Annotated in this window: 26 protein-coding genes; 10 read left to right on the top strand and 16 right to left on the bottom strand. The window is 66.9% G+C overall.

Annotated elements, in window-relative coordinates; all coding sequences use genetic code 11:
- Positions 1–2: 2 nt before the first annotated feature.
- The 8 genes from BLR24_RS06260 to BLR24_RS30615 form a co-directional block, all read right to left on the bottom strand.
- Positions 3–506, bottom strand: coding sequence for a thioredoxin domain-containing protein (locus BLR24_RS06260; protein WP_093014228.1), 504 nt, complete (start codon positions 504–506; stop codon positions 3–5).
- Positions 503–847: a HypC/HybG/HupF family hydrogenase formation chaperone gene (locus tag BLR24_RS06255; protein ID WP_093014225.1), complete on the bottom strand. Its 345-nt coding sequence runs from the start codon at positions 845–847 to the stop codon at positions 503–505. The genes BLR24_RS06260 and BLR24_RS06255 overlap by 4 nt, the downstream gene beginning before the upstream one ends.
- A gap of 7 nt (positions 848–854) precedes the next feature.
- Complete coding sequence (locus tag BLR24_RS06250) at positions 855–1490, bottom strand: HyaD/HybD family hydrogenase maturation endopeptidase (RefSeq protein WP_093014222.1); 636 nt, start codon at positions 1488–1490, stop codon at positions 855–857.
- Between the two features lie 4 nt (positions 1491–1494).
- Complete coding sequence (cybH, locus tag BLR24_RS06245; RefSeq protein ID WP_093014219.1) at positions 1495–2223, bottom strand: Ni/Fe-hydrogenase, b-type cytochrome subunit; 729 nt, start codon at positions 2221–2223, stop codon at positions 1495–1497.
- Between the two features lie 30 nt (positions 2224–2253).
- Positions 2254–2874: a HupE/UreJ family protein gene (locus tag BLR24_RS06240; RefSeq protein WP_093014216.1), complete on the bottom strand. Its 621-nt coding sequence runs from the start codon at positions 2872–2874 to the stop codon at positions 2254–2256.
- 32 nt (positions 2875–2906) lie between these two features.
- Positions 2907–4763, bottom strand: a complete 1857-nt coding sequence (locus BLR24_RS06235; protein ID WP_093014213.1) for a nickel-dependent hydrogenase large subunit — start codon at positions 4761–4763, stop codon at positions 2907–2909.
- A gap of 33 nt (positions 4764–4796) precedes the next feature.
- Positions 4797–5888: a hydrogenase small subunit gene (locus BLR24_RS06230; protein ID WP_018904263.1), complete on the bottom strand. Its 1092-nt coding sequence runs from the start codon at positions 5886–5888 to the stop codon at positions 4797–4799.
- A gap of 310 nt (positions 5889–6198) precedes the next feature.
- Positions 6199–6375 (bottom strand): hypothetical protein, encoded by a 177-nt coding sequence (locus BLR24_RS30615; RefSeq protein WP_175543193.1) that lies wholly within the window; start codon positions 6373–6375, stop codon positions 6199–6201.
- 156 nt (positions 6376–6531) lie between these two features.
- On the opposite strand from BLR24_RS30615, the gene BLR24_RS06220 reads away from it, so the two are divergent.
- Complete coding sequence (locus BLR24_RS06220; protein ID WP_093014208.1) at positions 6532–7236, top strand: HAD family hydrolase; 705 nt, start codon at positions 6532–6534, stop codon at positions 7234–7236.
- An 803-nt stretch (positions 7237–8039) separates the two neighbouring features.
- On the opposite strand, the gene BLR24_RS06215 is transcribed toward BLR24_RS06220, so the two are convergent.
- The 7 genes from BLR24_RS06215 to hmpA all read right to left on the bottom strand — a co-directional run bounded on the left by BLR24_RS06215 (position 8040) and on the right by hmpA (position 12950).
- Positions 8040–8333: a type II toxin-antitoxin system RelE/ParE family toxin gene (locus tag BLR24_RS06215; protein WP_093014205.1), complete on the bottom strand. Its 294-nt coding sequence runs from the start codon at positions 8331–8333 to the stop codon at positions 8040–8042.
- Positions 8334–8340: 7 nt separating this feature from the next.
- Positions 8341–8745: a ribbon-helix-helix protein, CopG family gene (locus BLR24_RS06210; RefSeq protein ID WP_254787184.1), complete on the bottom strand. Its 405-nt coding sequence runs from the start codon at positions 8743–8745 to the stop codon at positions 8341–8343.
- A gap of 839 nt (positions 8746–9584) precedes the next feature.
- Complete coding sequence (locus BLR24_RS06205; RefSeq protein ID WP_093014201.1) at positions 9585–9914, bottom strand: CcdB family protein; 330 nt, start codon at positions 9912–9914, stop codon at positions 9585–9587.
- 3 nt (positions 9915–9917) lie between these two features.
- A complete protein-coding gene (locus BLR24_RS06200) occupies positions 9918–10187 on the bottom strand; it encodes a type II toxin-antitoxin system Phd/YefM family antitoxin (protein WP_093014198.1) in 270 nt (89 codons plus the stop codon).
- A 421-nt stretch (positions 10188–10608) separates the two neighbouring features.
- Entirely contained in the window at positions 10609–10872 is a 264-nt protein-coding gene (locus BLR24_RS06195) for a hypothetical protein (protein ID WP_093014195.1), read from the bottom strand.
- Between the two features lie 85 nt (positions 10873–10957).
- Complete coding sequence (locus BLR24_RS06190) at positions 10958–11368, bottom strand: hypothetical protein (RefSeq protein WP_093014775.1); 411 nt, start codon at positions 11366–11368, stop codon at positions 10958–10960.
- Between the two features lie 397 nt (positions 11369–11765).
- Complete coding sequence (hmpA, locus tag BLR24_RS06185) at positions 11766–12950, bottom strand: NO-inducible flavohemoprotein (RefSeq protein WP_093014192.1); 1185 nt, start codon at positions 12948–12950, stop codon at positions 11766–11768.
- A 138-nt stretch (positions 12951–13088) separates the two neighbouring features.
- Between hmpA and norR the strand changes: the two genes are divergently transcribed.
- Positions 13089–14696 (top strand): nitric oxide reductase transcriptional regulator NorR, encoded by a 1608-nt coding sequence (gene norR / locus BLR24_RS06180; protein ID WP_093014189.1) that lies wholly within the window; start codon positions 13089–13091, stop codon positions 14694–14696.
- Here norR and BLR24_RS06175 read toward each other — a convergent pair.
- A complete protein-coding gene (locus tag BLR24_RS06175) occupies positions 14685–15809 on the bottom strand; it encodes a substrate-binding domain-containing protein (protein WP_093014186.1) in 1125 nt (374 codons plus the stop codon). The two genes, norR and BLR24_RS06175, sit on opposite strands and share 12 nt — an antisense overlap.
- A 121-nt stretch (positions 15810–15930) precedes the next feature.
- On the opposite strand from BLR24_RS06175, the gene BLR24_RS06170 reads away from it, so the two are divergent.
- From BLR24_RS06170 to BLR24_RS06135, 8 genes are read left to right on the top strand one after another with little or no spacing between them, the layout of a single operon-like run.
- The gene (locus BLR24_RS06170; RefSeq protein WP_093014183.1) at positions 15931–16395 is read left to right on the top strand and encodes a formate dehydrogenase subunit gamma; all 465 of its coding nucleotides are present in this window, start codon (positions 15931–15933) and stop codon (positions 16393–16395) included.
- On the top strand, positions 16392–17948 hold the full coding sequence (locus BLR24_RS06165) for a formate dehydrogenase beta subunit (protein WP_093014180.1): 1557 nt from the start codon (positions 16392–16394) through the stop codon (positions 17946–17948). Before BLR24_RS06170 ends, BLR24_RS06165 begins: the two co-directional genes overlap by 4 nt.
- Positions 17949–17976: 28 nt before the next feature.
- Positions 17977–20859, top strand: a complete 2883-nt coding sequence (gene fdhF / locus BLR24_RS06160; RefSeq protein ID WP_093014177.1) for a formate dehydrogenase subunit alpha — start codon at positions 17977–17979, stop codon at positions 20857–20859.
- Entirely contained in the window at positions 20856–21692 is an 837-nt protein-coding gene (gene fdhD, locus BLR24_RS06155) for a formate dehydrogenase accessory sulfurtransferase FdhD (protein ID WP_093014174.1), read from the top strand. Before fdhF ends, fdhD begins: the two co-directional genes overlap by 4 nt.
- Before the next feature lie 12 nt (positions 21693–21704).
- Positions 21705–21929: a formate dehydrogenase subunit delta gene (locus BLR24_RS06150; protein ID WP_093014171.1), complete on the top strand. Its 225-nt coding sequence runs from the start codon at positions 21705–21707 to the stop codon at positions 21927–21929.
- 45 nt (positions 21930–21974) lie between these two features.
- Entirely contained in the window at positions 21975–23195 is a 1221-nt protein-coding gene (locus BLR24_RS06145; RefSeq protein ID WP_093014168.1) for a helix-turn-helix domain-containing protein, read from the top strand.
- A gap of 51 nt (positions 23196–23246) precedes the next feature.
- A complete protein-coding gene (locus tag BLR24_RS06140) occupies positions 23247–23930 on the top strand; it encodes a Vgb family protein (protein ID WP_093014165.1) in 684 nt (227 codons plus the stop codon).
- Positions 23931–23948: 18 nt separating this feature from the next.
- Positions 23949–24731 carry a DUF899 domain-containing protein gene (locus BLR24_RS06135; RefSeq protein WP_093014162.1) on the top strand — a complete coding sequence of 261 codons (783 nt, stop codon included), beginning with the start codon at positions 23949–23951 and terminating at the stop codon, positions 24729–24731.

Genomic DNA, 24731 nt, shown 5'->3' with positions numbered 1-24731 from the left:
CCTCAGTGGCAGGCGTCGGCGGCGCCCGTGGCGCTCACCACCGGAATACCGATTGTCGGCGCGCGGCCCACCGGGCTCGCCAGGGCGGCTTCGACCCGCTGCACGAACACGTCCCAGTCGTGCATGCCCGGCACGGTGCCGACATAGCCGCCGTCGCGCAGGAACAGCAGCGTGGGCCAGCGCTGTGAACCGAAGCGGCGCGCAACCTTGTCCTCGAGGTCGCGCGGCACGACGGCCACTTCAAAGCGACCCGGGAAGCTGCGCATCAGCTCGGGCAGCACCGCGGCCACGTCCTGGCCTTCGGGGAAGCGCACCGGGTCGCCGGCGAACAGCACGACGCGGTCGCCTCCCAATGCGGACCACGCGTCGATGCTCTGGTCGTCGACCCAGGTCGCGCCGAAGCTCTCGACCAGGCGCGCGATGATCGCGGAGCCCTCGCGGCGGGGTTCCGGCTGCTGGACCGGAAGACGCACGAGCGTCTCGGTGCCGGTGGTTTCGAGTGTCATGAAGTACTTTCGGTGGGTTCGTGGGCAAGGCGCGCCGGCGGCTGGCCGCACAGCGCGAGAAGTTCCTGCGTGCTCGCGGCGGAGGGGAGGGCGAACGCGGCCGCGGTGCTTCCCTCGGCGCCGGCCTGCGCCGCCGCGAGCAGGTCGAGGGTGGCGTCGATCTCGGCAGCGCGCCGCGCGTCGATGCGCTCGCGGACGCTGTCGATGAACACCAGCACCCAGTCGCCGACTGAGGGTTCGGCCACCAGCAAGGTCCGGACGCGGCGTTGCTCGCCCCGCCCCCTGCAGATGGCATGCCCCGGCTCGATAGAGACGATCTGCATGGGAATGCCGATGCACATGATTCGCTCAGCCCGGCTGCCCGGCCGGGGCCGGCAGAAAGCGTTCGTCGCCGTGCCGACAGGCGGCGTCCTCGGCCGGCCGTTCGGCTTCGTAGCGGTCGAGGTCGAGCTGGCGGAAGGTCACCACGTCGGAGCCAGCCAGCGGAAGGCGGCGCGGACGCGGCACAGCGCCCCAGCGGCGCAGTTCGTCGACACCGAGCGCGAGCGCGTCCTCCATCGCAAGCTTCACGGCCGGGCGCAGGCTGCCGCCGTAGTCGTCCAGTTCTTCCGGCTGGCAACCGACCAGCAGCACGCGCTGCGGATAGCGCTCGGTGAGCTGCGCCAACATGAGAACCTCCTGGAAGCCGGTCTGGTGCAGGCTCATCTTCTTGGCCCCCATGAAGCGCGGCACCTCGTCGTCCTCGATCAGCTTGATCGTGCCGGCTGGCAGGCCGTAGTCGATCGCATCGAAGATCAGCAGGCGGCTCGCTTGCTGCACATGCTGGATCAGGTAGAGCCCCTGCGTGCCGCCATCGATCAGCGCCACATGCGGCGCGAACTCGTAGCGCCGCTGCAGCGCCTCGACGCAGCGCACGCCGAAGCCCTCGTCGGCCCACAGCACGTTGCCGATGCCGAGCACGCAGATCGATTCATCCCGCGTCATGCGCTCAGTCCTTGAACGTGCGGTGGCCGGAAATCATCGTGCTGACCACGCTGGAGCGGCCCATGATGTCTTCGCGGATGGCGGCATACACATGCACGATCACGAAGACGATCAGTCCCCACATGCCCAGGTGGTGCCAGGTGTGCACGTCCTGCGACTGTCCGAACAGCGGGATGACCCAGCCGAACAACCGGTCTTGCCAGGAGCCACGCTGGGCGCCTTCCGCGTAAAGGGCGAAGCCGGTGACGATCATGAAAATGCACAGCAGCAGGAACCCGAAGAACATCGCGAAGCGCGCCAACGGGTTGTGGCCCACATAGCGTCCGGGTCGCGCGCTGACGAACGCATACCACTTCGCCATGCCCCAGATCTCCTGCCAGTAGATGCGCTGGAAAATCGGAACCCAGAACAGCTCGCGTGCATGGTGGTTGCCGACGACGGCCCAGTAGATGCGCCCGAGCAGGCCGACCGCAAGCACGTAGCCGGCCGCGAAATGCGCGAAGCGGATGTAGCCCATCAGGAAGTTCGCGCTGGCCTCGCCGGGCTGGGTCGGCAGCGGGGAGCCGATGAAATAGCCAGTGACGGCCAGCACGGTGATCGCGAGCGCATTGATCCAGTGCCAGATCCTTACCGGCGCCTCGTACACATAGACCGATTTGATCGACTGGCCGTGCGCCACGCTGCTGTCGTCGGCGCTGCGCGCCGGGACCGGCGGGGATGAAGTGGTGTTCATGGCGTGTTCCTGCGGTGGTGCGCACCGGCCTCAGACGCGCGCCGCGAGCATGACGAGCCCGCTGCCGCCGATCAGCGCGGTCGCCGTGCGCCAGGCCCAGCCCGGCAGCCGCTGAAGCAACGCGCCGGCCCACAGGCCCACGGCGTGCAGCAGCGTCGAGGCGGCCATGAAGCCGGCCGCATAGGCCATGAACGAGTGGCCCCCGGCCAGTTCGGCGCCATGGGCTTGCCCGTGGAGCACACCGGCCATCGCGACGAGCGCGAATCCGGTGGCGGGCGCGATGCGCCTGGCGTTCAGCATCAGGACGGCGAGCGCGACCACGCTCAGGGCGATGCCGGCCTCGACCCACGGCAGTCCGATGCCGCCCGCGGCCAATGCGGCGCCAGGCAGCAGCGCCGCCAGGAAAACCGCCGGGCCGGCGGTGCGCCACGCCTCCGGCAGTGCGACCACCGACCACATGCCTACCGCGACCATGGCAAGCAGGTGGTCGAGACCCCCGAAGGGGTGGGCGAGTCCGGCCGCGAAGCTTTCGGTGCCGTGGCCGGGGTGCGCCTGCGCCGCCGAGGCCATCACGAGCGCGGTCGCGGCGGCCAGGCCTTTGGCGGCCGAAGACACCCGAACGCGGGCGCTGCGTGTTGTCTGGATCTGCATGTGCTTGTCTCCGTTCCTTGGGGTCGTTTTGTTCAGCGCACCGTGACGCTGGTGAGTTCCTGGCCGTCCGGGCTCATCACGTGGGTCGAGCACGCAAGGCAGGGGTCGAATGAATGCAGCGTGCGGAGAATCTCGACCGGCTGTTCCGGATCGGCCATGGGCGTGTTCATCAGGCTGGCCTCGAACGCACCGATCTGCCCCTTGGTGTCGCGCGGGCTGCCGTTCCATGTCGTCGGCACCACGCACTGGTAGTTCTCGATGCGGCCATCCTTGATGCGGATCCAGTGGCCGAGCGCGCCGCGCGGCGCGGCGACCGTGCCGACGCCCTTGGCTTCCTTGGGCCAGGTGGCCGGGTCCCACTTCTCGACGTTGGCGGTGCTGGTATCGCCGGCCTTGATGTTGGCAACGAGTTCTTTAAAGTCGTCCAGCATCATCTCCGCGCAGTACTGCGCTTCGAGGGCGCGCGCGAGCGTCCGGCCGATGGTCGTGGGCAGCAGCTGCTTCACCGTGTACTGGGTCTCGGGCATGCCCAGCGCCTTCGGGAACACCTTGTTGATGATCGCGGCGGAGAGGTCAACCTGCTCCTTCACGCGCTGGCAGTGCGGATTGCCTTTCGCCGCGTGCGCGTAGCCGAGGATGTAGCGTGCCAGCGGCCCCACTTCCATCGCATGGCCGCGCCAGCGCGGGGACTTGATCCACGAGTACTTGGCGCTTTCGTCCAGCCGCTCGATGTTGGTTCGCGTGCCCTTGGTTTTCGCGCCGAGCTCGTAGTTGGGCTCGGTCACGCCGTCCCACGGATGCAGGCCCTTCGATTCGTCGGCGTACTTGTACCAGCTGTGGTTGACGAACTCCTGCACCTGCTCGGGGTCGCGCGGGTCGACCGGCAGGATCTCGTTCCAGTTGCCGCCCAGGATCGCGCCGCCGGGCAACTGCTGGGTCCTGCGGTCGCCCATCACCTTCTCGTAGGTGCCGTAGTCCATCACGTTGGTGGCGGCGAGGCCGCCGCCGTAGAGCCATCCGGCCTGCTTGTAGATGGTGCCGATCGCGAGAACGTCGGGGATGTAGACGTTGTTGTTGAACTCGATCATTTCGCGGATGCGCGCCTCGATGAAGTTCAGCCGCTCCATGTTGACCGGCGCACCCGCCGCGCCGTCCTTGTCGATGTTGATGGCGCACGGCACGCCGCCGACCAGGTAGTTCGGATGCGGGTTCTTTCCGCCGAAGATGGTGTGGACCTTGACCCACTCCTTCTGCAGGTCGAGGGCTTCCAGGTAGTGCGTCACCGCCATGAGGTTGGCCTCCGGCGGCAGCACGTAGGCCTTGTTGCCCCAGTAGCCGTTCATGAAGGGTCCGAGCTGCCCGCTCTCGACGAACTTCTTGAGCCGGTTCTGGATATCGCGGAAGTAGCCCGGCGACGACATGGGATGCGAAGGCGACACCGTTTGCTGCAGCTCCGACGTCTTCTTCGGATCGGCCTTGAGCGCGGACACCACGTCGACCCAGTCGAGCGCATGCAGGTGGTAGAAGTGCACGGCATGGTCGTGCTCCTGCAACGTCTTGGCCATGATCTCGCGGATCAGGTAGGCGTTCTTCGGAATGGCGATGCCGAGTGCATCCTCCACCGCGCGCACCGAGGCCAGCGCATGGCAGCCTGTGCACACGCCGCAGATGCGCTCGACAAACGCCCAGGCGTCGCGCGGGTCGCGGCCCTTGAGGATCACTTCCAGGCCGCGCCACATCGTGCCGGTGGATACCGCGTTGCGGATCACGTTGTTGCTGTCGACGTTGACCTCGCAGCGCATGTGGCCCTCGATGCGCGTCACCGGGTCCACCACGATGCGGCGGCCCGTGTCGTCCATCTTGAAGCCTTGTGTCTCGTATGCACTCATTTGTTTTTTTCCTTGCCGTGGGAAGCGTGAAGGTCAGCGCCCGGCGCTGGCCGGTGCCTGGGTGTCGGCCTTTGTCTGCGCGGCGCGCTTGATCGCCGATGCGGCGGCATGCGCGACGGCGGCCGCGCCGACCACGCCGGCGGCGGTCGCGCCGACCCGGTCCGCGTTGGCCTCGACGCCGAACTGGTGGATGTCGGTCAAGCGGTTGTAGAACGAGCCCTTGTCCCAAAAGCCGTCTTCCGAGCAGCCGATGCAGCCGTGGCCCGCCTTGATGGGAAAGCTGGTGCCTTCGTTCCACTGCACGGTCGAGCAGGCGTTGTAGGTGGTCGGGCCCTTGCAGCCGACCTTGTAGAGGCAATAGCCCTTGCGTGCGGATTCGTCGTCCCAGGCCTCGACGAACTGCCCGGCGTCGAAGTGGGGCCGGCGGTAGCACTTGTCGTGGATGCGCTGGCTGTAGAACATCTTCGGGCGGCCCTGGCGGTCGAGCTCGGGAATCCGGTCGAAGGTCAGCATGTAGGTGATGACGCCGGTCATGACCTCGGCGATCGGCGGGCAGCCCGGCACCTTGATGATCGGCTTGTCGAAGATCACCTTGTGGATGGGCGTGGCCTGCGTCGGGTTCGGCTTGGCGGCCTGCACGCAGCCCCAGGAGGCGCACGAGCCCCACGAGATGATGGCCTTCGCGTCCTTCGCGACGTGCTTGAGCTGGTCGATGAAAGGCTTGCCGCCGATGATGCAGCTCATGCCGTCCTGATTGAGCGGCGGGTTGCCCTCCACGGCCAGGATGTAGTTGCCCTTGTACTTCTTCATGATCTCTTCGAGGATCGCCTCGGCCTGGTGGCCGGCGGCGGCCATCAGCGTGTCGTCGTAGTCCAGCGAGATCATCGACAGCACCACGTCCTTGGCCAGCGGATGCGCCGATCGGATGAACGACTCCGAGCAGCAGGTGCATTCGAGGCCGTGGAGCCAGAGCACCGGCGTGCGCGGCTTGGTTTCCATGGCATGGGCGATCTGCGGCACGAAGGCCGGCCCAAGCCCAAGGGATGTGGCGGTCAGCGAGCAGTACTTGAGCAGGCTGCGGCGCGAGATGCCCTGGCGGCGCATCACCTCGTAGAACGTTTCCATCGTGTGCTGTCTCCTTGCCTTTGCGGCGATGTCGTGGACAGCGGGCTTGCGAAAGGCCGGCGGCCCCAGGTGCTGCCTGCTGCTCCCTTTTCATCGCAACTTGCGGACCCGTTTGCAGGCCCCCGGGGGAATACCCTGAAGAGACGCGACAAGTGTTTGATTTGATTGGGTAAAAACGACTCGCCCGGCGAGGGCGAGGTGGGGGCCGGGCGGAATGCCGCTGCATCTCTTCCAATCCGGTCGCCGGAGTGCAAGCGCTGCTTCCACCAGCGGCTGCGATCCTGATGGCCGCTCAGACAGATGGTGTTGCTCACCTATCCGCCGACTGGGTCATGGCGATCACCGACAGGCCATCGACCAAGCGCATCGTTTCCCTCGATGCGTCCGAGATCGCGCCCAAATGCGTGGGAACCGATTTGGCGACATGGACCAGGAATTGCATAAAGGCGGCACTGGGCGCAGGGTGCCAGCTCGAGAAAGTGATCATGAACAAGACGATGTGGCCAAGTGGAGGAGATAACTACCAGATGAAGAAACCTTCGTGCATTGCTGCCGCCAATGTCTCCAGCCTGTCCTTGCGAACAAGGGGAGTGCCCGTGGCCGCCGTCGCGCCATTGCGACCCGCGCGACCCGCGAGGCCGACATGATTGCTTTCCAGGCGATCGCCTTCGACCTGGATGGGACGCTGGTGGACAGCGTTGGAGGCGTTGCGTTGGCACTCAACACGGCGCTGTACGAAGCCGATCTGCCTTGCTTCGATCTAAGGCGCGTGCGTGGCTGGATCGGCGACGGGCCTGACATTCTGATCGAGCGAGCGCTGCGCGCCATCGATCTGCAGGACGTCGACACTGCCTGGCTGTCGGCGCGCCTGCGCCGCAATTTCGACGCAATGACTCTGGGCCTGCCTTTCGCCGAATGCTCGATCTATGCAGGTGTCGAAAAGCTGCTGGAGCAACTCGGGCAAAGGAACGTGCCCTTGGCGGTGGTAACCAACACGCCGACCGTGCTGGCACGGGCGGTGCTGGAGGAGGCCGGGCTGCTCGGCCATTTCACGACCGTGCGCGGTGCCGACACGACGGCTCTTCGCATGCCATCGCCGCTGTCGATCGAGCAGGCCGCGAGGGAGCTCGGAACGCGTCCGGAGCATATGCTGATGATCGGGGACTCGGCCAGTGCCTGCCAAGCGGCTTGCACTGCCGGGTGCCGTGCTGCCTGGGCCGGTTGGGGCTACGGCCTGCTCGGCAGCGAACAGCGCGACTCCGTCTGGCGCCTCGACACGCCCGCAGACCTGCTGGTTCGCATGGCGCTGCCGCGACCTCATCCCCATAGCCGACGACCGGCGGCCTGACGTACGGGTGGCGGACGAGCCGCTGCCTCCGCCGTTGCACTCATTACCTCCAGCGTCATCACATTCGCCGGCGTCGCTGTGCTCGCGCCCACCATGGCCTCTGCCGCGCCATACCGCGGCCACGAGGCGCACCGTGCGCACAAGGTGTGCCAACTCGGACGCGCACCACCATCATCGCGTCTGCCACTGGATGCGCTGCGAGGGGTTCAGGCACAGCATGGTGGAGTGCTCGGTTCAGTGGGAACGCTTCAGCGAGGCCTCAAGTGTGCGCATGCCGCGCATCAGGGCGTAGTTGATGGCGAGATAGACGAGGCCCGCCGCGAAGAAGATCTCCTAAAGATCCAGAGGCACGACGACAGTGCCAGGTAGAAGGACCAGCCATGAAAGCCTGGAAGCGAAGAGAGAAAGCGCATGGACGTTGTCTCCGAGACGAATTGTTGTGAGGGCGGAATCGTCAGGGAGCTTCGGGGTGTGCGCTCCCGGCGCCCAACACAACCGTGGCGCTGTGATGCTTTCACAAGATCTTGCGATCGATGAACTCGCCTGGCGCTGCACGCGGACAACGTCGTAGGAGATCGCATGACCGGACGGCGCTGCAGTACGAGTAGCCCCGCTGCGTTCAACAGGATCTTGCAGCGTATTCTGCGCAACACTGTGTCGATGGCTTGAGACGCATGCTCAGGTGGCAACGCAGCTTGCGGAGCGCGCCGTGGCGTTGTACTTCCACGGCATGGTTGCTTCGGCGAGAAAGGCCCAATGCCTCTTCAGGCTGTGCTAGGCTGAAGACGTGGGCAGGCGGTCCTTCAGTGCTTGAACCCGGACTCGCGCTGGGCTCGCAGTGCCAGGATGAAGACGGTCTCGATCCCGGCCAGGTAACGGTACAGCGTCACATAGCCGCGGTTGCCCTTGCCGATGATGAGCTCGCGCTTTCCGCCTGCGACGGGGCGGCCGATCAGCGGGCTGCGCGAAAGGATCTGAATGGCCTCGAGAATCTCCCCGACCCGGCTCGCCACATCGGTGACCTGGTGTTGTTCCAGATGGTCTATGAAGCGGTCGATGTCATCCAGAACCTCCGGTGCCAGCTCGATGCGGACCATGGTCCGGTCAGGGCGTCGGCCTGCGCGCCGTAGGCCGACGCGGTTTCTGGCCGGCCGCGCGTGCCTTCAAGTAAGCCGCAGCGTCCTCCCAGGCGACCGATTCGCCGGTGCGCTGCAGCGCCGCCCAGCGCTTGTCTGCGATCCGATGCAGTTCCTCGTCCAATTCGCTGCGCTCGACCATGTCGGACAGCGCGTCCAGAATGAACGCGTGCGAAGACCTGCCCGACCTCGCAGCCGCAGCCGCGATGCGGGCCCTGAGCTCATCTTCAAGACGGATGGTCGTTGTCGGCATGTTGATGGACCTCATGACGTTGACGGTGGTGCAACTGTAGCACACTTGTAGCACATCGAATCTTGCGCGGCAATTGAGCGTTGCCCGAACGATGATGTGCTCCAGGTCTTCGCGGTTCATCGAGCTGCCTCCGGGGCGGCCGCGCCGCGCGGCTTCGACCCGAGCAGTACTCCCTTTTTCAGGGCGCTCACTTGCTCGAGGACGGCCGCCCGTTTGGAAGCCGGCAATACGCTCGGCAGAGGGGACGTCTGCCGCAGCACTCTGCCACGACGCGACGTGCTCGGGGCCCGGCGCCAATCGCGCCGGTGCAGGATGACCGACCATTCGTCCCACAGGAATTGGGAATGACTGTTGCCAGGGCGTCGCCACTGATCCAATGTTGCGAGCGTCTGATCGACCAGTGCAGATAGTTCCCCACGCCGAGCGTGGCTTCGACGGTCCGACTGCTTTCAGTTTGAGGTCAGTCTAGACGGTCAAATCTGCCGAGGATATATTTAACATAACATACATTGTATAAGTTTCTACTGTGGAAGCAAAGTTGTAATGTCGCATTCCAGCAAAGTTCAAATGTCGCAAAGTTGGCCGCCTCGAGTTCGAAGGCATGGCCATGGCGACATCTGCAGCGACGATCACGATGACGATGCGCGAAGCCGATCGGCTCAAGACCATCCAGGCCATGGCGGCGGCGATGGCGCCTTGGAGACCATGAATCAAAACACGCATCTGCATTTGCATCGGGAACCTCAGCTAGTCGAGTTGCCGCCGGTTGCCTTACAGCGAATGCTCCAGCAACTGCTAGCGAAAGACCGAAACAGCACCGATGCAATCGACGACCACGCCATGCCTGCGACCACGTGGCAGAAGTCCGGTCGTGGAAGTTCTTCGCAAAGATGACTCGTGCACTGATCCATGAAGCCATCAGCGCGACGGACTTTAGCCCCCCACAAGCGAGCTTCCGGTCAGCCCCAGGAACGCGTCAGCAGTTCATCCATCGCGTCCGCAATCTGTTGGCCGTGCTCCGCTAGCGAGCCGACTCGTTCGCCCAATTGGTCGGTAGCGACCGACACCGTGTCCAACGGGTGCAGGACAACATCCTCCCCTTCAATCCTGAACACGGGATTCATGCGTGTCCCGGCAAGAGGTGCACCACCAGGCAATGCACTGCGCTGTACCAGGGGGACGACGACTCTACGGCGATAGCGATCGAACTGCGCCGACTGGACGATCACGACGTACGGGATCACATGTCTTTGTGCACCCCTGTTTTTGTGCAAATCAAATTGGGCCATCGGTCAGAGCGTGGAATGCTCGTCTGCGAAAGAGCCCCACTGGGTCTGGACGGCATTCCAGCCGTCGGCACAGGCATCGGCCCACTGACGATGCTGCCGCGCCTGATGCTGCCCGCGCGCGCGCCGCGCTTCCAGCAGTTCATCCATCTCTTGCGAGGAGATGATGTATGCCGCTGGGCGCCCGCGACGGGTGATGGCGACAGGTTCGCGCTGGGCCGAATCGAGCAACTGCCCGAAACGATTTTGCGCTTCGACGGAAGTGAGGGTCAGCATTTGACCTCCGAAATAGCTAGTCTGTACATTATAGCCATCTACCGAAGCCACGGCACGCCACCCGCCGCGATCGAGACGCAGGAGTCGATGCCGAGCCATGCCGGACGCCGATGCGGCGCCGTCGTGCGAGGATCCTTGAGTCCCGGCAGCTGCAGCAGGGGCTTGCGTGTTACTCCGTCCCTGGCAAGCGGCGATGGCCCGCCGCGAGGTGCGGTCGACCGTGTGGCGCGATCGCATGTCTTCCTTCTCAGGGGCTAGCGGCTCTCTGCAACAGCCGTTGTCGGTCCAACGCCCAACCGGTCTTCGGTGCGCCGCTCGCAGCGGGTCAGACCATGCAACGGCGATGATGTTCATCGCGCGGCCGGGCACGCTCCGCATTCGTGGATCGACCTCATGACGGCATGCGCATTCGGGCGCCTGCTCAGAAGCTCGGCGCATCCTTGTCCGGTGGCTTGGCGCCGAGCACCCTTTGCTGCTCCGCGAATATCTCGCCGATGTAGCTCAGGAGGCTCGCACCCGCGATCTTCGGATCCGTTGCGCGCGCATCTCCCGGTGCGGCTTTGGCTTCGTCGACGGGGTCTGCAGCTGCCGCAAGTTCAAGCTGCGGGCCGCTTTGCTGGCACGCAGCGGCAGCGAGGCCGAGGCCAGTGAGCGCCGCTGCATGAAGTGTTCTGGTGAAGTCCATGTCGACTCCTCGGTGATTGGGTAGTGAAAACTTTGGAGTGCCGCTCGTGGCGGCCGGGCCGTTCGCACCGAAGCGCGCGCCTTTGTCATTCCCCCCCGATGCAGAGCCAGTGCCATCGCACCACGCGCTGGCCGCAGTAGCGCCCGACCACGCGTGCAACAAGGTCCGTGTTGTCAGACGCCTCCCGCCGCCTGTCGATCCAGACCACGGCCTCGTAGAGATCGTCGGAGTCGCCCGTCGAGTCGTGGCGGTCCAGCAGCGCGACGGAGAGTTCCCGATTTGAAAGTTCGTCCCCGCTCCCGGCTTCGTTGCGAAGCAGGTCGAACCTGGAAGGGGCCGGGAGATTGACGCGCGGGGCTTTGCGGGGCGCGGCAACCGCCGCTGCGGGACTGTGCATCGTGGACGCCATGAGGGCGCCGGAGAGCAGCGCTCCGCTCGCGAAGGCGCCGATGAGCTGGATTCGCTTCGACACGTGCCGAACAGTGCGGTGGAACATGAGGAACTTTCTCGGGCCCGCTTTGGTGCTGCGCAAGAGTAGGCGATCGACGAGGCGAAAGCGTCATCGGAATCGATGATGCGGCGCTGCTGTTGCTGTCGTTGTGGCGCCTTGGAAGCGCTGCCTTTTGCGCGAACCGGCACGCAATGTCCGCGCCATGCCATCCCGGTTTCTACCGTCCGGTAGAAATCCAGATACGACCTATGCAAGGTCTCAGGTCACAAGGAGAAGCCGCCCGTTCGCGGGCACTTGTCAGTGCAACCGAAAGACAGCGTACTACCGGCGTGCGACGCCCACAATGGAACTAAAGGCATAGGGCGACCCAGAATCTTGCTGACGGCGGGGCGTCTATCGCCGCTGCGCAATCAGGTAGGCGGTCACGGCGGTCTGTTCGCTCTCAGGCCTTCAACGCCTCCAGTGGCCCGAAGAACTCGTAGCGCAGCTGCTGCTTCGGCACGCCGAGGGCCACACCATTGGCGTACACCGACTTCATGAAAGGCTTGGGGCCGAGGAAGTAGAGGTCGACGTCGCGGTCGGCCGGCAGCTGCTGCGCCAGCAACTCGCGGGTGACGAAACCGGTGGCGTGCGGCCGGTCGGCATCGCGCGGCGTGTCGTAGACATAGAGCGGCTTCACGTTGGCGTGCTTGGCCGCCAGCGCATCGACGCGCGCGCGGAACGCGTGGGCACCGCCATGCCGCGCCGCGTGAATGAAATGCACCGGTCGGCCGGTGTGCGCCATGGACTCGAGCATGCTCATGGCCGGCGTGATGCCGACGCCGCCCGTCACCAGCACGAGCGGACGCGCGTGTTCGTCCGCGGGCTGCAGCACAAAATCGCCGCAAGGCGCCTGCACCTTCAGGAGCGTGCCGATGGCCGCGGTCTCGTGCAGCCAGTTCGATGCCTTGCCGCCCTCCTCCTTCTTGACGCTGATGCGGTACCAGGGCTTGCCCGGTGCATCGGACAGCGAGTAGTTGCGCCGCAAGGGTTCACCGTCGATGTTCAGCACCAGCGTGAGGTACTGCCCCGGCGAAAACGCCAGCAGCGGGCCGCCGTCGGTCGGCTCCAGGTAGAACGAGGTGATGACTTCGCTCTCGTCCTCGCGCCGGGCCACGCGAAACTCGCGCTCGCCGCGCCAGCCGCCCGTCTGCGCGGCATTGGCGCGGTAGACCTCTTCCTCCGCGGCAATCAGGAGTGCCGCCAGTGATTGGTAGGCCTCGCCCCATGCCGCGATGATCTCGTCGGTTGCAGCATCGCCGAGCACGTCCTTGATGGCGCGCAACAGGCAGGCGCCGACGACCGGGTAGTGCTCGGGCAGCACGCCCAGCGCGGCATGCTTCTCGATGATGCGCGGCAGCGCACCGGCAATTTCATCGAGGCGGTCGATGTACGTGGCATAGGCCAGCACCGCGCCCGCGAGTGCGCGCGCCTGGCTGCCGGCGGCCTGGTGCGCCTCGTTGAAGAACGCCTTCACCTCCGGATGCCGCTCGAACATGATCCTGTAGAAGTGGCTGGTGATGGCCTCTCCGTGCGCCTGGAGCGCGGGCACGGTGGCTTTGACGATGGCGATGGTCTGCGGGTTCATGGTGGGGCTCGAATCGGAAGTGAAAGACGCTGTTCTCTCTCACGATCCGTGCCACGCGGACGACACCCGCCAAGTGCCCGTGGGCACTGGGGATTTTTCTTTTGTGGTCAAATTCGCAACAGCATTCATGTTGTATTTATGACCACCAACAGTGTCAGTCAGACCACCGATGCGGTTGCCGATCCAGCCGCCTCCGCGAGCGAAGGCAGCCGCTACCGCTCTCTTCTGGCCGCGGCGCGCAGCCTGGTGCAATGCGATGCCGCCGCGCTGCTGCGGCTGGACGGCGATGTCCTCCGGCCGGTGGCCGCGGACGGCCTGAGCGACGAGACCCTGGGCCGGCAGTTTCCGATCGCGTCGCACCCGCGCTTTGCGCGCCTGCTGGAGAGCGGCCGCGGCCTGCGCTTCGCCCACGACTGCGGCCTGCCCGATCCGTACGACGGCCTCGTGGCCGGCCAGCCGGGCATCCTGCCGGTGCATGACTGCATGGGCGCGCCGGTTCGCCTGCGCGGCGCCATCTGGGGCCTGCTGACGCTGGACGCGCTCGAGCCCGGCGCGTTCGAGACCGTGAGCCCGGCGCAGCTCGATGCGCTGGTGGCGCTGTTCGAGACCGGCATCGAGGCCGCCGACACCATCAAGGACATGGAGGCGCGCGCCATGCGCGAGCAGGCCGTCGTCCAGGCCCTGCGATCGGGCCACGGATCCACGCGCGAGCTGCTGGGCAGCAGCGCCGCGATGAAGCAGCTGTGCAGCGAGATCGACACGGTCGCGGTGTCCGATCTCACGGTGTTGCTGCTCGGTGAGACCGGCGTGGGCAAGGACCTGGTGGCGCAGCGGCTTCACGCGCATTCGCGCCGCCGCGACCAGCCGCTGGTGCAGGTGAACTGCGCGGCGCTGCCCGAGACGCTGGCCGACAGCGAGCTCTTCGGCCACAAGCGCGGCGCGTTCACCGGCGCGGTGCAGGACCGCAGCGGTAAGTTCGAGATCGCCGACGGCGGCACGCTCTTTCTCGATGAGGTTGGTGAGCTGCCGCTGACGGTGCAGGCCAAGCTGCTGCGCGTGTTGCAAAGCGGCGAGGTGCAGCGCCCCGGCAGCGACCGGACGCTGAAGGTCGACGTGCGCGTGATCGCGGCCACCAACCGCGACCTGCCCGCCGCGATTGCGCAGGGCCGCTTCCGCGCCGATCTCTATCACCGGCTCTCGGTCTATCCACTGGTGGTGCCGCCGCTGCGCGAACGCGGGCGCGACGTGGTGACGCTGGCCGGCGGGTTCCTGGAAGAAAACCAGCATCGCCTGGGCGCGCGCAATCTGCGCTTGTCGCCGGCTTCGAAGGCGGCCCTTGTTGCGCACGGTTGGCCCGGCAACGTGCGCGAGCTCGAGCACGTGATCAGCCGCGCATCGCTTCGGGCCTTCACGGAACAGCGCCGCGGCGCGCGCTGGACGGCGATCGAGCCGCATCACCTGGCGCTCGACGCTGCGGCCGTCGGCATTTCGGAGGCGCTGTCTGCGCCACCCCTGCCCTCCCCCGCGCCCACGGCGGTTCCAGCAGGCGACCAGGCGAGCCTTGCCGCCGCGGGCGGCACGCTGCGCGAAGCCACGGAAGCCTTCCAGCGGGCGTGGCTTGCGGACGCGCTGGCGCGGCACCACGGACACGTGGCCAACGCCGCGCGCGAGGCCGGCATCGACCGCAGCAACTTTCATCGGATGCTGCGCAAGCTCGGCATGAAGCCGTCCGCGTCAGGCGCCTGAACGCGCGCCGCGCTTCGGGGCCGGCGTCGGCGCTGGCGCCGGGCGAAGCGATTCGAAGGCCTCCGACAGCGACAGCACGCGGCCGCAGTTCACCGCCTGGTAGCCCGGCAGCCGGTTCACCGCCTCCTGATAGGCATCGCTGCGCAGGATGGCCAGCATCCGCTGCACGATGGGTGCGGTGAGCGAGCGCTCGTCGCACAGCAGGAAGTAGCGCTCCACCTGGTTGGAGATGAAGTCCAGCTTGAACTGGCGCGCCGGTGTCTCCACGCCATAGCCCGCATCGGCCATGCCGCTGGCCACGAAGGCCGCCACGGCCGCATGCGTGAACTCGCATTGCTCGTAGCCCTTGATCGACTCGGGCGCGAGGCCCTGCTCGCGCAATTGCAGGTCGAACAGGTAGCGCGTGCCCGAGCCCGCCTGCCGGTTGATGAAGCGGACACCGGGACGCGCCAGGTCGGCCAGCGTGTAGATCTTCTTCGGGTTGCCCGGCGCCACCATCAAGCCCTGGTGCCGCGTGGCCATGCCGATGACTTTCTGCGTGTCGGGGTTGAGCCAGGCGCCGTAGTGGGTGATGGCTTCGGCCTCGAACGCCCCCAGCGGCACGTGAAAGCCCGCCACGTCGCAGCTGCCATGGTGCAGCGAGGCCACGGCTTCTTCGCTGCCGCAGTAGCGCAGGTCGCCCGGCACCTGCGCCGCGGCCAGGAAGCCGTGCAGCGCCTCGATCGCGAAGCCGTGGCTCGCGTGGATGCGCAGGAGCGTGGGCGCGGTGGGAATCAGCTTCTCGATCTCGGCGCCGAGTTCGGACGCCAGCGAATCGAGCAGCGGCGACAGGCGCGCCGTGATGCGGCGGTCGGCCCACACCAGCTTTTCGCCCAGCGGGGTGAGGCTGGAGCCCTTGCCGCGCTGCATGGCCACCAGCGGCTGCCCGAACATGGTTTCGCCCTGGCGAATGAGCTCCCAGGCATGGCGGTAGGACACGCCGCTGGCGGTGCAGGCGCTCGACAGGCTGCCGTGCTCCAGCACCTTCACCAGCAGTTCGATCACCCGCGGCGGCAGTGCCGCGCCGTCGGGCTGGCGAATGGTCCATTGCGGCTTGATGTGCACTTCATGCATGAGTTTCGGCTTTGCAAAGCATATTTATTGGGCTGAACGCCTCATATTGTGGCGCCTTCTTTCGCTCCATACACTCGCCCAACCACGAATATCGCAACTCCAATTAGGAGATCTAAAGCATATGCAAGACCTGGGCATCGCGACCACCATCGCCGCCGCGCACAAGGATGTTCCCGGCGGGCTGCTGCCCGCGCTGCACGGCATCCAGGATGCGCTGGGGCACATCCCGCCCGAGGCCGTGCCCCTTGTCGCGGAGCAGTTCAACCTGTCGCGCGCCGAGGTTCATGGCGTGGTCAGCTACTACCACCACTTCCGTTCCGCGCCGGCCGGCCGCGTGCTGGTGCAGGTCTGCCGGGCCGAAGCTTGCAAGTCCATGGGGGCGGATGCGCTGCTCTCGCATGCGGCGGATCGGCTGGGCTGCGACGTGCACGGCACCTCGGCGGACGGCCAGTGCTCGCTGGAGCCGGTGTTCTGCCTCGGCTTGTGCGCCTCGTCGCCGGCCATCGCGGTGAACGACCAGGTGCATGCGCGCATCACGCCGGCGCTGTTCGACGCCATCGTCGAAGAAGCACGGAGCGCCTCATGACCGTCATCCTCTATGTTCCACGCGACTCCGCGGCACTGGCCGTCGGCGCCGAGCGGGTCGCCCGACGGATCGCGGCGGAAGCCCGTGCGCGCCATGCGGATGTGCGCATCGTGCGCAACGGCTCGCGCGGCCTGTTCTGGCTGGAGACGCTGGTCGAAGTGGCCACGCCGGCGGGGCGCGTGGCCTACGGCCCGGTCTCGCCGGCCGATGTCGCCGGCCTGTTCGATGCCGGTTTTCTTGCCGGCGGCGCCCATGCGCTGAACCTAGGCCTGACCGAAGAGATTCCCTACCTGAAGAAGCAGGAGCGCCTGACCTTCGCCCGCATGGGCGTGACCGATCCGGTTTCGGTGGCCGACTATGAGGCGCATGAAGGCTTTGCGGGACTGCGCCGCGCGCTCACGCTCGCGCCTACGCAAATCGTGCAGCAGGTGCTCGATTCCGGACTGCGTGGCCGCGGCGGCGCCGCCTTCCCGGCCGGGATCAAGTGGAAGACCGTGCTGGCCGCGGAGGCGCCGCAAAAATACATCGTCTGCAATGCGGACGAAGGCGACTCGGGCACCTTCTCGGACCGCATGACGATGGAAGGCGATCCGCTGATGCTGGTCGAAGGCATGGTCATCGCCGGCCTTGCGACCGGCGCGACCGAAGGCTACATCTACGTGCGTTCGGAATACCCGCATTCCATCGCCACGCTGAACGAGGCCATCCGCAACGCGGAGCAGGCGGGCTTTCTCGGCGACGACATCCTGGGGTCGGGCCGCCGCTTCCGCCTCATCGTGCGCAAGGCGGCCGGCGCGTACGTGTGCGGCGAGGAGACTGCGCTGCTCGAAAGCCTGGAAGGCCGCCGCGGCATCGTGCGCGCCAAGCCGCCGCTGCCGGCGCTGCAGGGGCTGTTCGGCCAGCCGACCGTGATCAACAACGTGATCACGCTGGCCTCGGTGCCCCTCATCCTGGCGTGTGGCGCGGACTTCTACAAACACTTCGGCATGGGCCGCTCGCGCGGCACGCTGCCGTTTCAGCTGGCCGGCAACATCCGGCATGGCGGCCTGGTCGAAAAGGCATTCGGCCTGAGCTTGCGCGAACTGCTCTACGACTTCGGCGGCGGCAGCGCGAGCGGCCGGCCAATCAAGGCGGTGCAGGTGGGCGGTCCGCTGGGTGCCTACGTGCCCGAATCGCAATGGGATCTGCCGCTCGACTACGAGGCCTATGCGGCCGTCGGCGCAGTGGTCGGGCACGGCGGCATCGTGGTGCACGACGACACGGCCGACATGTCGCAGCTGGCCCGTTACGCGATGGAGTTCTGCGCGATCGAGTCCTGCGGCAAGTGCACCCCCTGCCGCATCGGCTCCACGCGCGGCGTGGAAGTGATCGACAAGATCACCAGCAACCAGAACCGGCCGCAGCAGGTCATTCTCTTGCGCGACCTGTGCGACACCATGCTGCACGGTTCGCTCTGCGCCATGGGCGGCATGGCGCCCTACCCCGTGCTGTCGGCCATCAATCACTACCCGGAGGACTTCGGCATCGAAGCCCCCGACCGCGCTGCGGCATGACCGGCAAGACGAACAGGAGACACATTCCATGCTGAACCCATCGCAAGAGATCGACTACGGCACGCCCAGGCGCGAGTCCACCGAGGAAGTCACACTCGAGATCGACGGCACGCCGGTGACGGTGGCCAAAGGCACCTCGCTGATGCGTGCGGCCGTCGATGCCGGCGTGCAAGTGCCCAAGCTGTGCGCGACCGACAGCCTGGAGCCCTTCGGCTCTTGCCGGCTTTGCCTGGTGGAGATCGACGGGCGCAAGGGCTACCCGGCGTCGTGCACCACGCCGGCCGAGGCCGGCATGAAGGTGCGCACGCAAAGCCCCAGGCTGCAAGAACTGCGCAAGGGCGTGATGGAGCTCTACATCTCCGACCATCCGCTCGACTGCCTCACCTGCGCCGCCAACGGCGACTGCGAGCTGCAGGACATGGCCGGCGTGACCGGGCTGCGCAACGTACGCTACGGCGACGGGGGCGCCAACCACTTGAACAGTGCCAAGGACGAATCCAACCCCTACTTTACCTACGACCCGTCCAAGTGCATCGTCTGCAACCGCTGCGTGCGTGCGTGCGAAGAGACGCAAGGCACCTTCGCGCTCACCATCAGCGGCCGCGGCTTTGAATCGCGCGTGTCGGCGGGCCAGGACCAGCCCTTCATGGAATCCGATTGCGTGAGCTGTGGCGCCTGCGTGCAGGCTTGCCCCACCGCCACGCTGCAGGAAAAATCGGTGATCTGGCTGGGCCAGCCCGAGCACAGCGCCATCACCACCTGCGCCTACTGCGGCGTGGGTTGCGGCTTCAAGGCCGAGATGAAGGGCAATGAAGTGGTGCGCATGGTGCCCTGGAAGGACGGCAAGGCCAACGAAGGCCATTCGTGCGTGAAGGGCCGCTTCGCTTGGGGCTACGCCACCCACAAGGACCGGGTGCTCAAGCCCATGATCCGCAGCAAGATCACCGACCCGTGGCAGGAGGTGAGCTGGGACGAAGCGGTCAATTACGCCGCCAGCGAGTTCCGCCGCATCCAGGCCAAATACGGCACCGATTCCATCGGCGGCCTGGTGTCCTCGCGCTGCACCAACGAAGAGGGCTACCTGGTGCAGAAGCTGGTGCGCGCGGCGTTCGGCAACAACAACGTTGACACCTGCGCGCGCGTGTGTCACTCGCCCACCGGCTACGGGCTGAAGCAGACCATGGGCGAGTCAGCCGGCACGCAGACCTTCAAGTCGGTGGAAAAGTCGGACGTGATCATGGTGATCGGCGCCAACCCGTCCGACGGCCACCCGGTGTTCGCGTCGCGCATGAAGCGGCGCCTGCGCGCCGGCGCCCGGCTGATCGTGATCGACCCGCGCACTATCGACCTGGTGAAGTCGCCGCACGTCAAGGCCGACCATCACCTCAAGCTCAAGCCAGGCACCAACGTGGCGGTGATCAGCGCGATGGCGCATGTGATCGTGACCGAAGGCCTGGTCGACGAAGCCTTCGTGGCCGAGCGCTGCGAGGCCAAGTCGTTCAACGAGTGGCGCGAATTCGTCGCGCGTCCGGCCAACTCGCCCGAGGCGATGGAAGCGGTGACCGGCGTGCCGGCCGCCGACCTGCGCGCCGCCGCGCGGCTGTTCGCACAGGGCCATGACGGCAAGCGGAATGCCGCCATCTACTACGGCCTGGGCGTCACGGAGCACAGCCAGGGCTCGACCATGGTGATGGGCATCGCCAACCTGGCCATGGCCACCGGCAACGTGGGCCGCGAAGGCGTGGGCGTGAATCCGCTGCGCGGCCAGAACAACGTGCAGGGTTCCTGCGACATGGGATCGTTCCCGCACGAGCTGCCGGGCTACCGCCACGTGTCGGACAGCACCGCGCGCGGCAGTTTCGAATCCGCCTGGGGCGTGGAGCTGCGGCCCGAACCGGGCCTGCGCATTCCCAACATGTTCGATGCCGCCATCACCGGCAGCTTCAAGGGACTGTATTGCGAAGGCGAGGACGTGGTCCAGTCGGACCCGAACACGCAGCACGTGGCCGAGGCCATGATGGCGATGGAATGCATCGTAGTGCAGGACCTGTTCCTGAACGAAACCGCCAAGTACGCCCACGTGTTCCTGCCGGGCGCGTCGTTCCTGGAGAAGGACGGCACCTTCACCAACGCCGAGCGCCGCATCTCGCGCGTCACCAAGGTCATGCCGCCCAAGGCCGGCTATGCCGACTGGGAGGTGACGCAGCTGCTCTCCAACGCGCTGGGCTACCCGATGAACTACGCGAGCGCCGAAGAGATCATGAATGAGATCGCCGCGCTGACGCCGACCTTCACCGGCGTGAGCTACGCCAAGCTGGCAAAGCTGGGCAGCGTGCAATGGCCGTGCAACGAGGACGCGCCGGAGGGCACGCCGACCATGCACATCGGCGAATTCGTGCGCGGCAAGGGCAAGTTCATCATCACGCAGTACGTGCCGACCGACGAGAAGATCACGCGCATGTACCCGCTGATCCTGACCACCGGGCGCATCCTCTCGCAGTACAACGTGGGCGCGCAGACCCGCCGCACCGAGAACAACCAGTGGCACAGCGAGGACCGGCTGGAAATCCACCCGAACGACGCCGAGGACCGCGGCATCGCCGAGGGCGACTGGGTCGGCATCAAGAGCCGGGCCGGTGAAACCGTGCTGCGGGCCACGATCACCGAACGCGTGCAACCGGGCGTGGTGTACACCACCTTCCACTTCCCCGAATCGGGCGCCAACGTGATCACCACCGACAACTCCGACTGGGCCACCAACTGCCCCGAGTTCAAGGTGACCGCGGTGCAGGTGATGCCGGTGATGCAGCCTTCCGAATGGCAGCAGGAGTACAGCCGGTTCAACGCCCTGCAGGAAGAACTTCTGAGCAAGCGGCTCGAACAAGCGGCAGAAACGGTGGCAACCAAATGAACCTGGCCGACGTACCGCTGCGGCCAGGAGGCGCGGAGCTATTGCCCGTGCGCGGCGTGCGCGCACGCCAGGCTTTCGACAACCGCGACTGGGTGGCCGTGGAGGTGCCGGTCGCGCTGGAGTTCAACGGCATCGCGCACGCCGTGATGCTTGCAACGCCGACCGACCTGGCGGACTTCGCGCTGGGCTTCGCGCTCAGCGAGGGCATTCTGCTCTCGCGCGGCGAGCTCTACGGCATCGAGGAAGAGTTCGCGCCCGAAGGCATCACGCTCAAGCTCGACGTTGCGAGCGCGGCCTTCGCGCGGCTGAAGGAACGCCGCCGCTCGATGGCCGGACGCACGGGCTGCGGACTGTGCGGCACCGAAAGCTTGGCGCATGTCGCACGCGCGCTGCCTCCCCTGCCGCACGGCCCGGCGCTGTCGAAGAACGCCGTCGCCCGCGGCATGCGGGAGCTCGCATCGCTGCAGGTGCTGCAGAAGGTCACCGGCGCCGTGCACGCCGCGGCCTGGTGCACCGCGAATGGCGAAGCCCTGCTGGTGCGCGAAGACGTCGGGCGTCACAACGCGCTCGACAAGCTGGTGGGTGCGCTCGCAAAAAGCACGGTGGATGCCGCCACGGGTTTCATCGCCGTGACCAGCCGCGCGAGCTTCGAGATGGTGCAAAAGACCGTCGCGGCCGGCGTGCCGCTGCTGGCGGCGGTGTCGGCCTCGACCTCGCTGGCCACGACGGTCGCGCAAGACGCCGGCTTGACGCTGGCGGGCTTCGTGCGCGGCGACGACCTGGTCATCTACACCCACCCGTGGCGGCTGAACGGCCTGCCCGCCAACGCCTGAGGCTTTTCTGCAATGCACGTCGACCAGCTGATTCGCATGGTGAACCAGATGGGCAGCTTCTTCGAAGCCATGCCCGACCGCAGCGAGGCCCTGCATGACCTGGCGCAGCATCTGAAGCGCTTCTGGGAACCGCGCATGCGCAGGGAGCTGCTCGCGCACCTGGACGCCGATGGATCCGGGGAACTGAACCCGGTCTCGGCCGAAGCGATCCGGGTGCACCGGGCGCTGCTCGAATAGCGCGTCCGCCCGTATCCCATGCTGCGCCCGGGGTAACCTCGCGGCATGGATTCCCTGATTGCCGCCTCCGCGCGCGCACTCGCCGCCGGCGACGCACTCGGCGCCCTCAAGCGGGTCGCCCTGCGCGAAGACCCGCCCGCACTGGCCTTGCGCGGGATCGCGATGGCCCAGCTGGGCGAGCATCCGCGCGCGCGCGAACTGCTGCGGCGCGCCAGCCGCGGCTTCGGGGCCCATGAAGAATTGGCGCGCGCGCGTTGCGTCGTGGCCGAGGCCGAGGTGGCCATGGCCATGCGCGATTTTGGCGGCTCGCCGCGCGCGCTGGCGGCGGCGGCGGCCACGCTCGATGCGCACGCCGACCGCGCCAACGCGATGCAGGCGCGGCTCATCGCGGCGCGCCGGCTGCTGCTGCTCGGCCGACTGGAAGCGGCTGCGGCTGCACTGGCGCCGCTGGACGCACGCGACCTGCCGCCATCGCTGGCGGCGGTGGCCGAACTCACCGCGGCGGAACTGGCGCTGCGCTCGCTGCAGATCGGTCAGGCATGCGCTGCGCTCGCCCGTGCGCACGAGGCGGCCGGCCGCGCACGCGTGCCGGCGCTGCTGGCCGAGGTTGCGGAGACGCAGGCCGCGCTCGAGCGCCTCGCCGCCCGGCGCCTCTTTCCCGGTGGCGAGCAGGCGCTGCGCCTGGGCGAAGTCGCGGCGCTGCTGGCATCGAATGCGCTGGTGGTCGACGCCTGCCGCCGCGGCGTGGGTGCCGGCGATTCTTGGCGGTCGCTGGCGCGCCGGCCGGTGCTCTTTGCACTGGCGCGTGCATTGGCCGGGGCGTGGCCCGGGGACGTGGATCGCGAAGCCTTGATCGCTTACGCGTTCAACACCCGCCGCCCGGACGAGACGCATCGCGCGCGCCTGCGGGTCGAGATCGGCCGCCTGCGCGCGCTGATCGCCCCGCAAGCTGGCATCGAGGCCACGGCACGCGGCTTTGCGCTCAAGCCGCGCGACACACGCGAAGTGGTCGTGCTGGCGCCGCCCGTCGACGGCGAGCAGGCCTCTCTGGTGGCGCTGCTGTCCGATGGCGCGGCCTGGTCGACCTCGGCGCTCGCGCTGGCATTGGATGCGAGCCAGCGCACAGTCCAGCGCGCGCTCGTCGAACTCGAAGCCGAAGGCCGGGTGCGCTCGATCGGCCGGGCGCGGGCGCAGCGCTGGCTGGCACCGCCGCTCGCGGGATTCACGACGATCTTGTTACTCCCCGCCGCGCTGCCGATTGAATAGAGTTGTCTCCACGGCACCGATCCCGGCGCCCGCCCACACAAGGAGCAACTGATGAACAGCACCACAGCCAGCAAGAAAGACAAGCCGCAGGCCCAGCCGCGTGCGGCGGAGATCGTGCGCGAGTACGGCCCCTTTGGCGGCAACGGCAGCGTGGCCGGCGTCACCCACGACGGCCAGCGCGTCTGGGCGGCCGCGGGGACGAAGCTGGTCGCCTTCGATCCGGCGAGCGGCGAGACCACGCGCACCCTCGATTGCGTCTGCGATGCAGGCACCGCCTTCGACGGCACCTATCTCTACCAAATTGCCGAGGCGCGCATCGACAAGATCGATCCGGCCAGCGGCAAGGTGCTGTCATCGATCCCCGCGCCCGGCCACGGCGGCGACTCGGGCCTGACCTGGGCCGAGGGCAGCCTGTGGGTCGGGCAGCATCGCGATCGCAAGATCCACCAGATCGATCCGGTGAGCGGCGCAGTGTTGCGCACCATTGAATCGAACCGCTTCGTCACCGGCGTGACCTGGGTCGATGGTGAGCTGTGGCACGGCACCTGGGAGAACGACGAGAGCGAACTGCGCCGCATCGACCCCGCCGACGGCGCGGTGCTCGAGCGCCTGGAGATGCCGCGCGGCGCCAACGTGAGCGGGCTCGAGTCTGACGGGGCCGACCTCTTCTATTGCGGTGGCGGCGGCAGTGGCAAGGTCCGCGCCGTGCGTCGGCCGAGAGCCGTCAAGGCCTGAGCGGCCAAGGAGAAACGCATGAACACCGCCATCGCCGAAACCAGTACCACCAACCATCCTGTCGTGTCCAAGGACCGATGGCTCGCCCAGCGCAAGGCGCTGCTGGCCCGCGAAAAGGAACTGACTCACCTGCGCGACCAGATCGCCCGCGAGCGCCGCGCGCTGCCTTGGACCCGCGTCGACAAGAGCTACGTCTTCGACACACCCGAAGGCCCGCGCGCACTCGCGGACCTGTTCGAAGGCCGCCGGCAGTTGCTGGTGCAGCACTTCATGCTCGGCCCCGATTGGGAGCAGGGCTGCCCGAGCTGCTCCTACATGTCCGATCACCTCGACGGAATGAAGGTGCACCTGGAGAACCGCGACGTCACGCTGTTGGTCGTCTCGCGCGCGCCGTTGGCCGAGATCGAGCGTTTTCGCCAGCGCATGGGCTGGCAGTTCAGGTGGGTGTCGTCGCACGGCAGCGACTTCAACTACGACTTCAACGTCAGCTTCAAGCCGCAGGAGTGGGCCGAGGGCAAGGGCGAGGTCTACTACAACTACAGCGTGCGGCCGTTTCCGGCGCAAGAGGCACCCGGCATCAGCGTGTTCTTCAGGAACGATGCGGGCGAGGTCTTCCACACCTACTCGACCTACGAGCGCGGCGTGGAAGCCATGATGGGCACCTACAGCCTGCTCGACCTCACGCCCAAGGGAAGGGACGAACCCAACCCGGTCCATGCGATGGACTGGGTGCGGCACCACGACCGCTACGAGACCTCGGCGCCGGCCGCTCCGGGCTCATGCTGCTACGGGTCCGACTGA

This window comes from Variovorax sp. OV700 (genome assembly GCF_900099805.1).
Taxonomy (GTDB): domain Bacteria; phylum Pseudomonadota; class Gammaproteobacteria; order Burkholderiales; family Burkholderiaceae_C; genus Variovorax.
The sequence above is the reverse complement of the archived record's forward strand: the minus strand, read 5'-3'. Positions and strand labels throughout refer to the sequence as shown.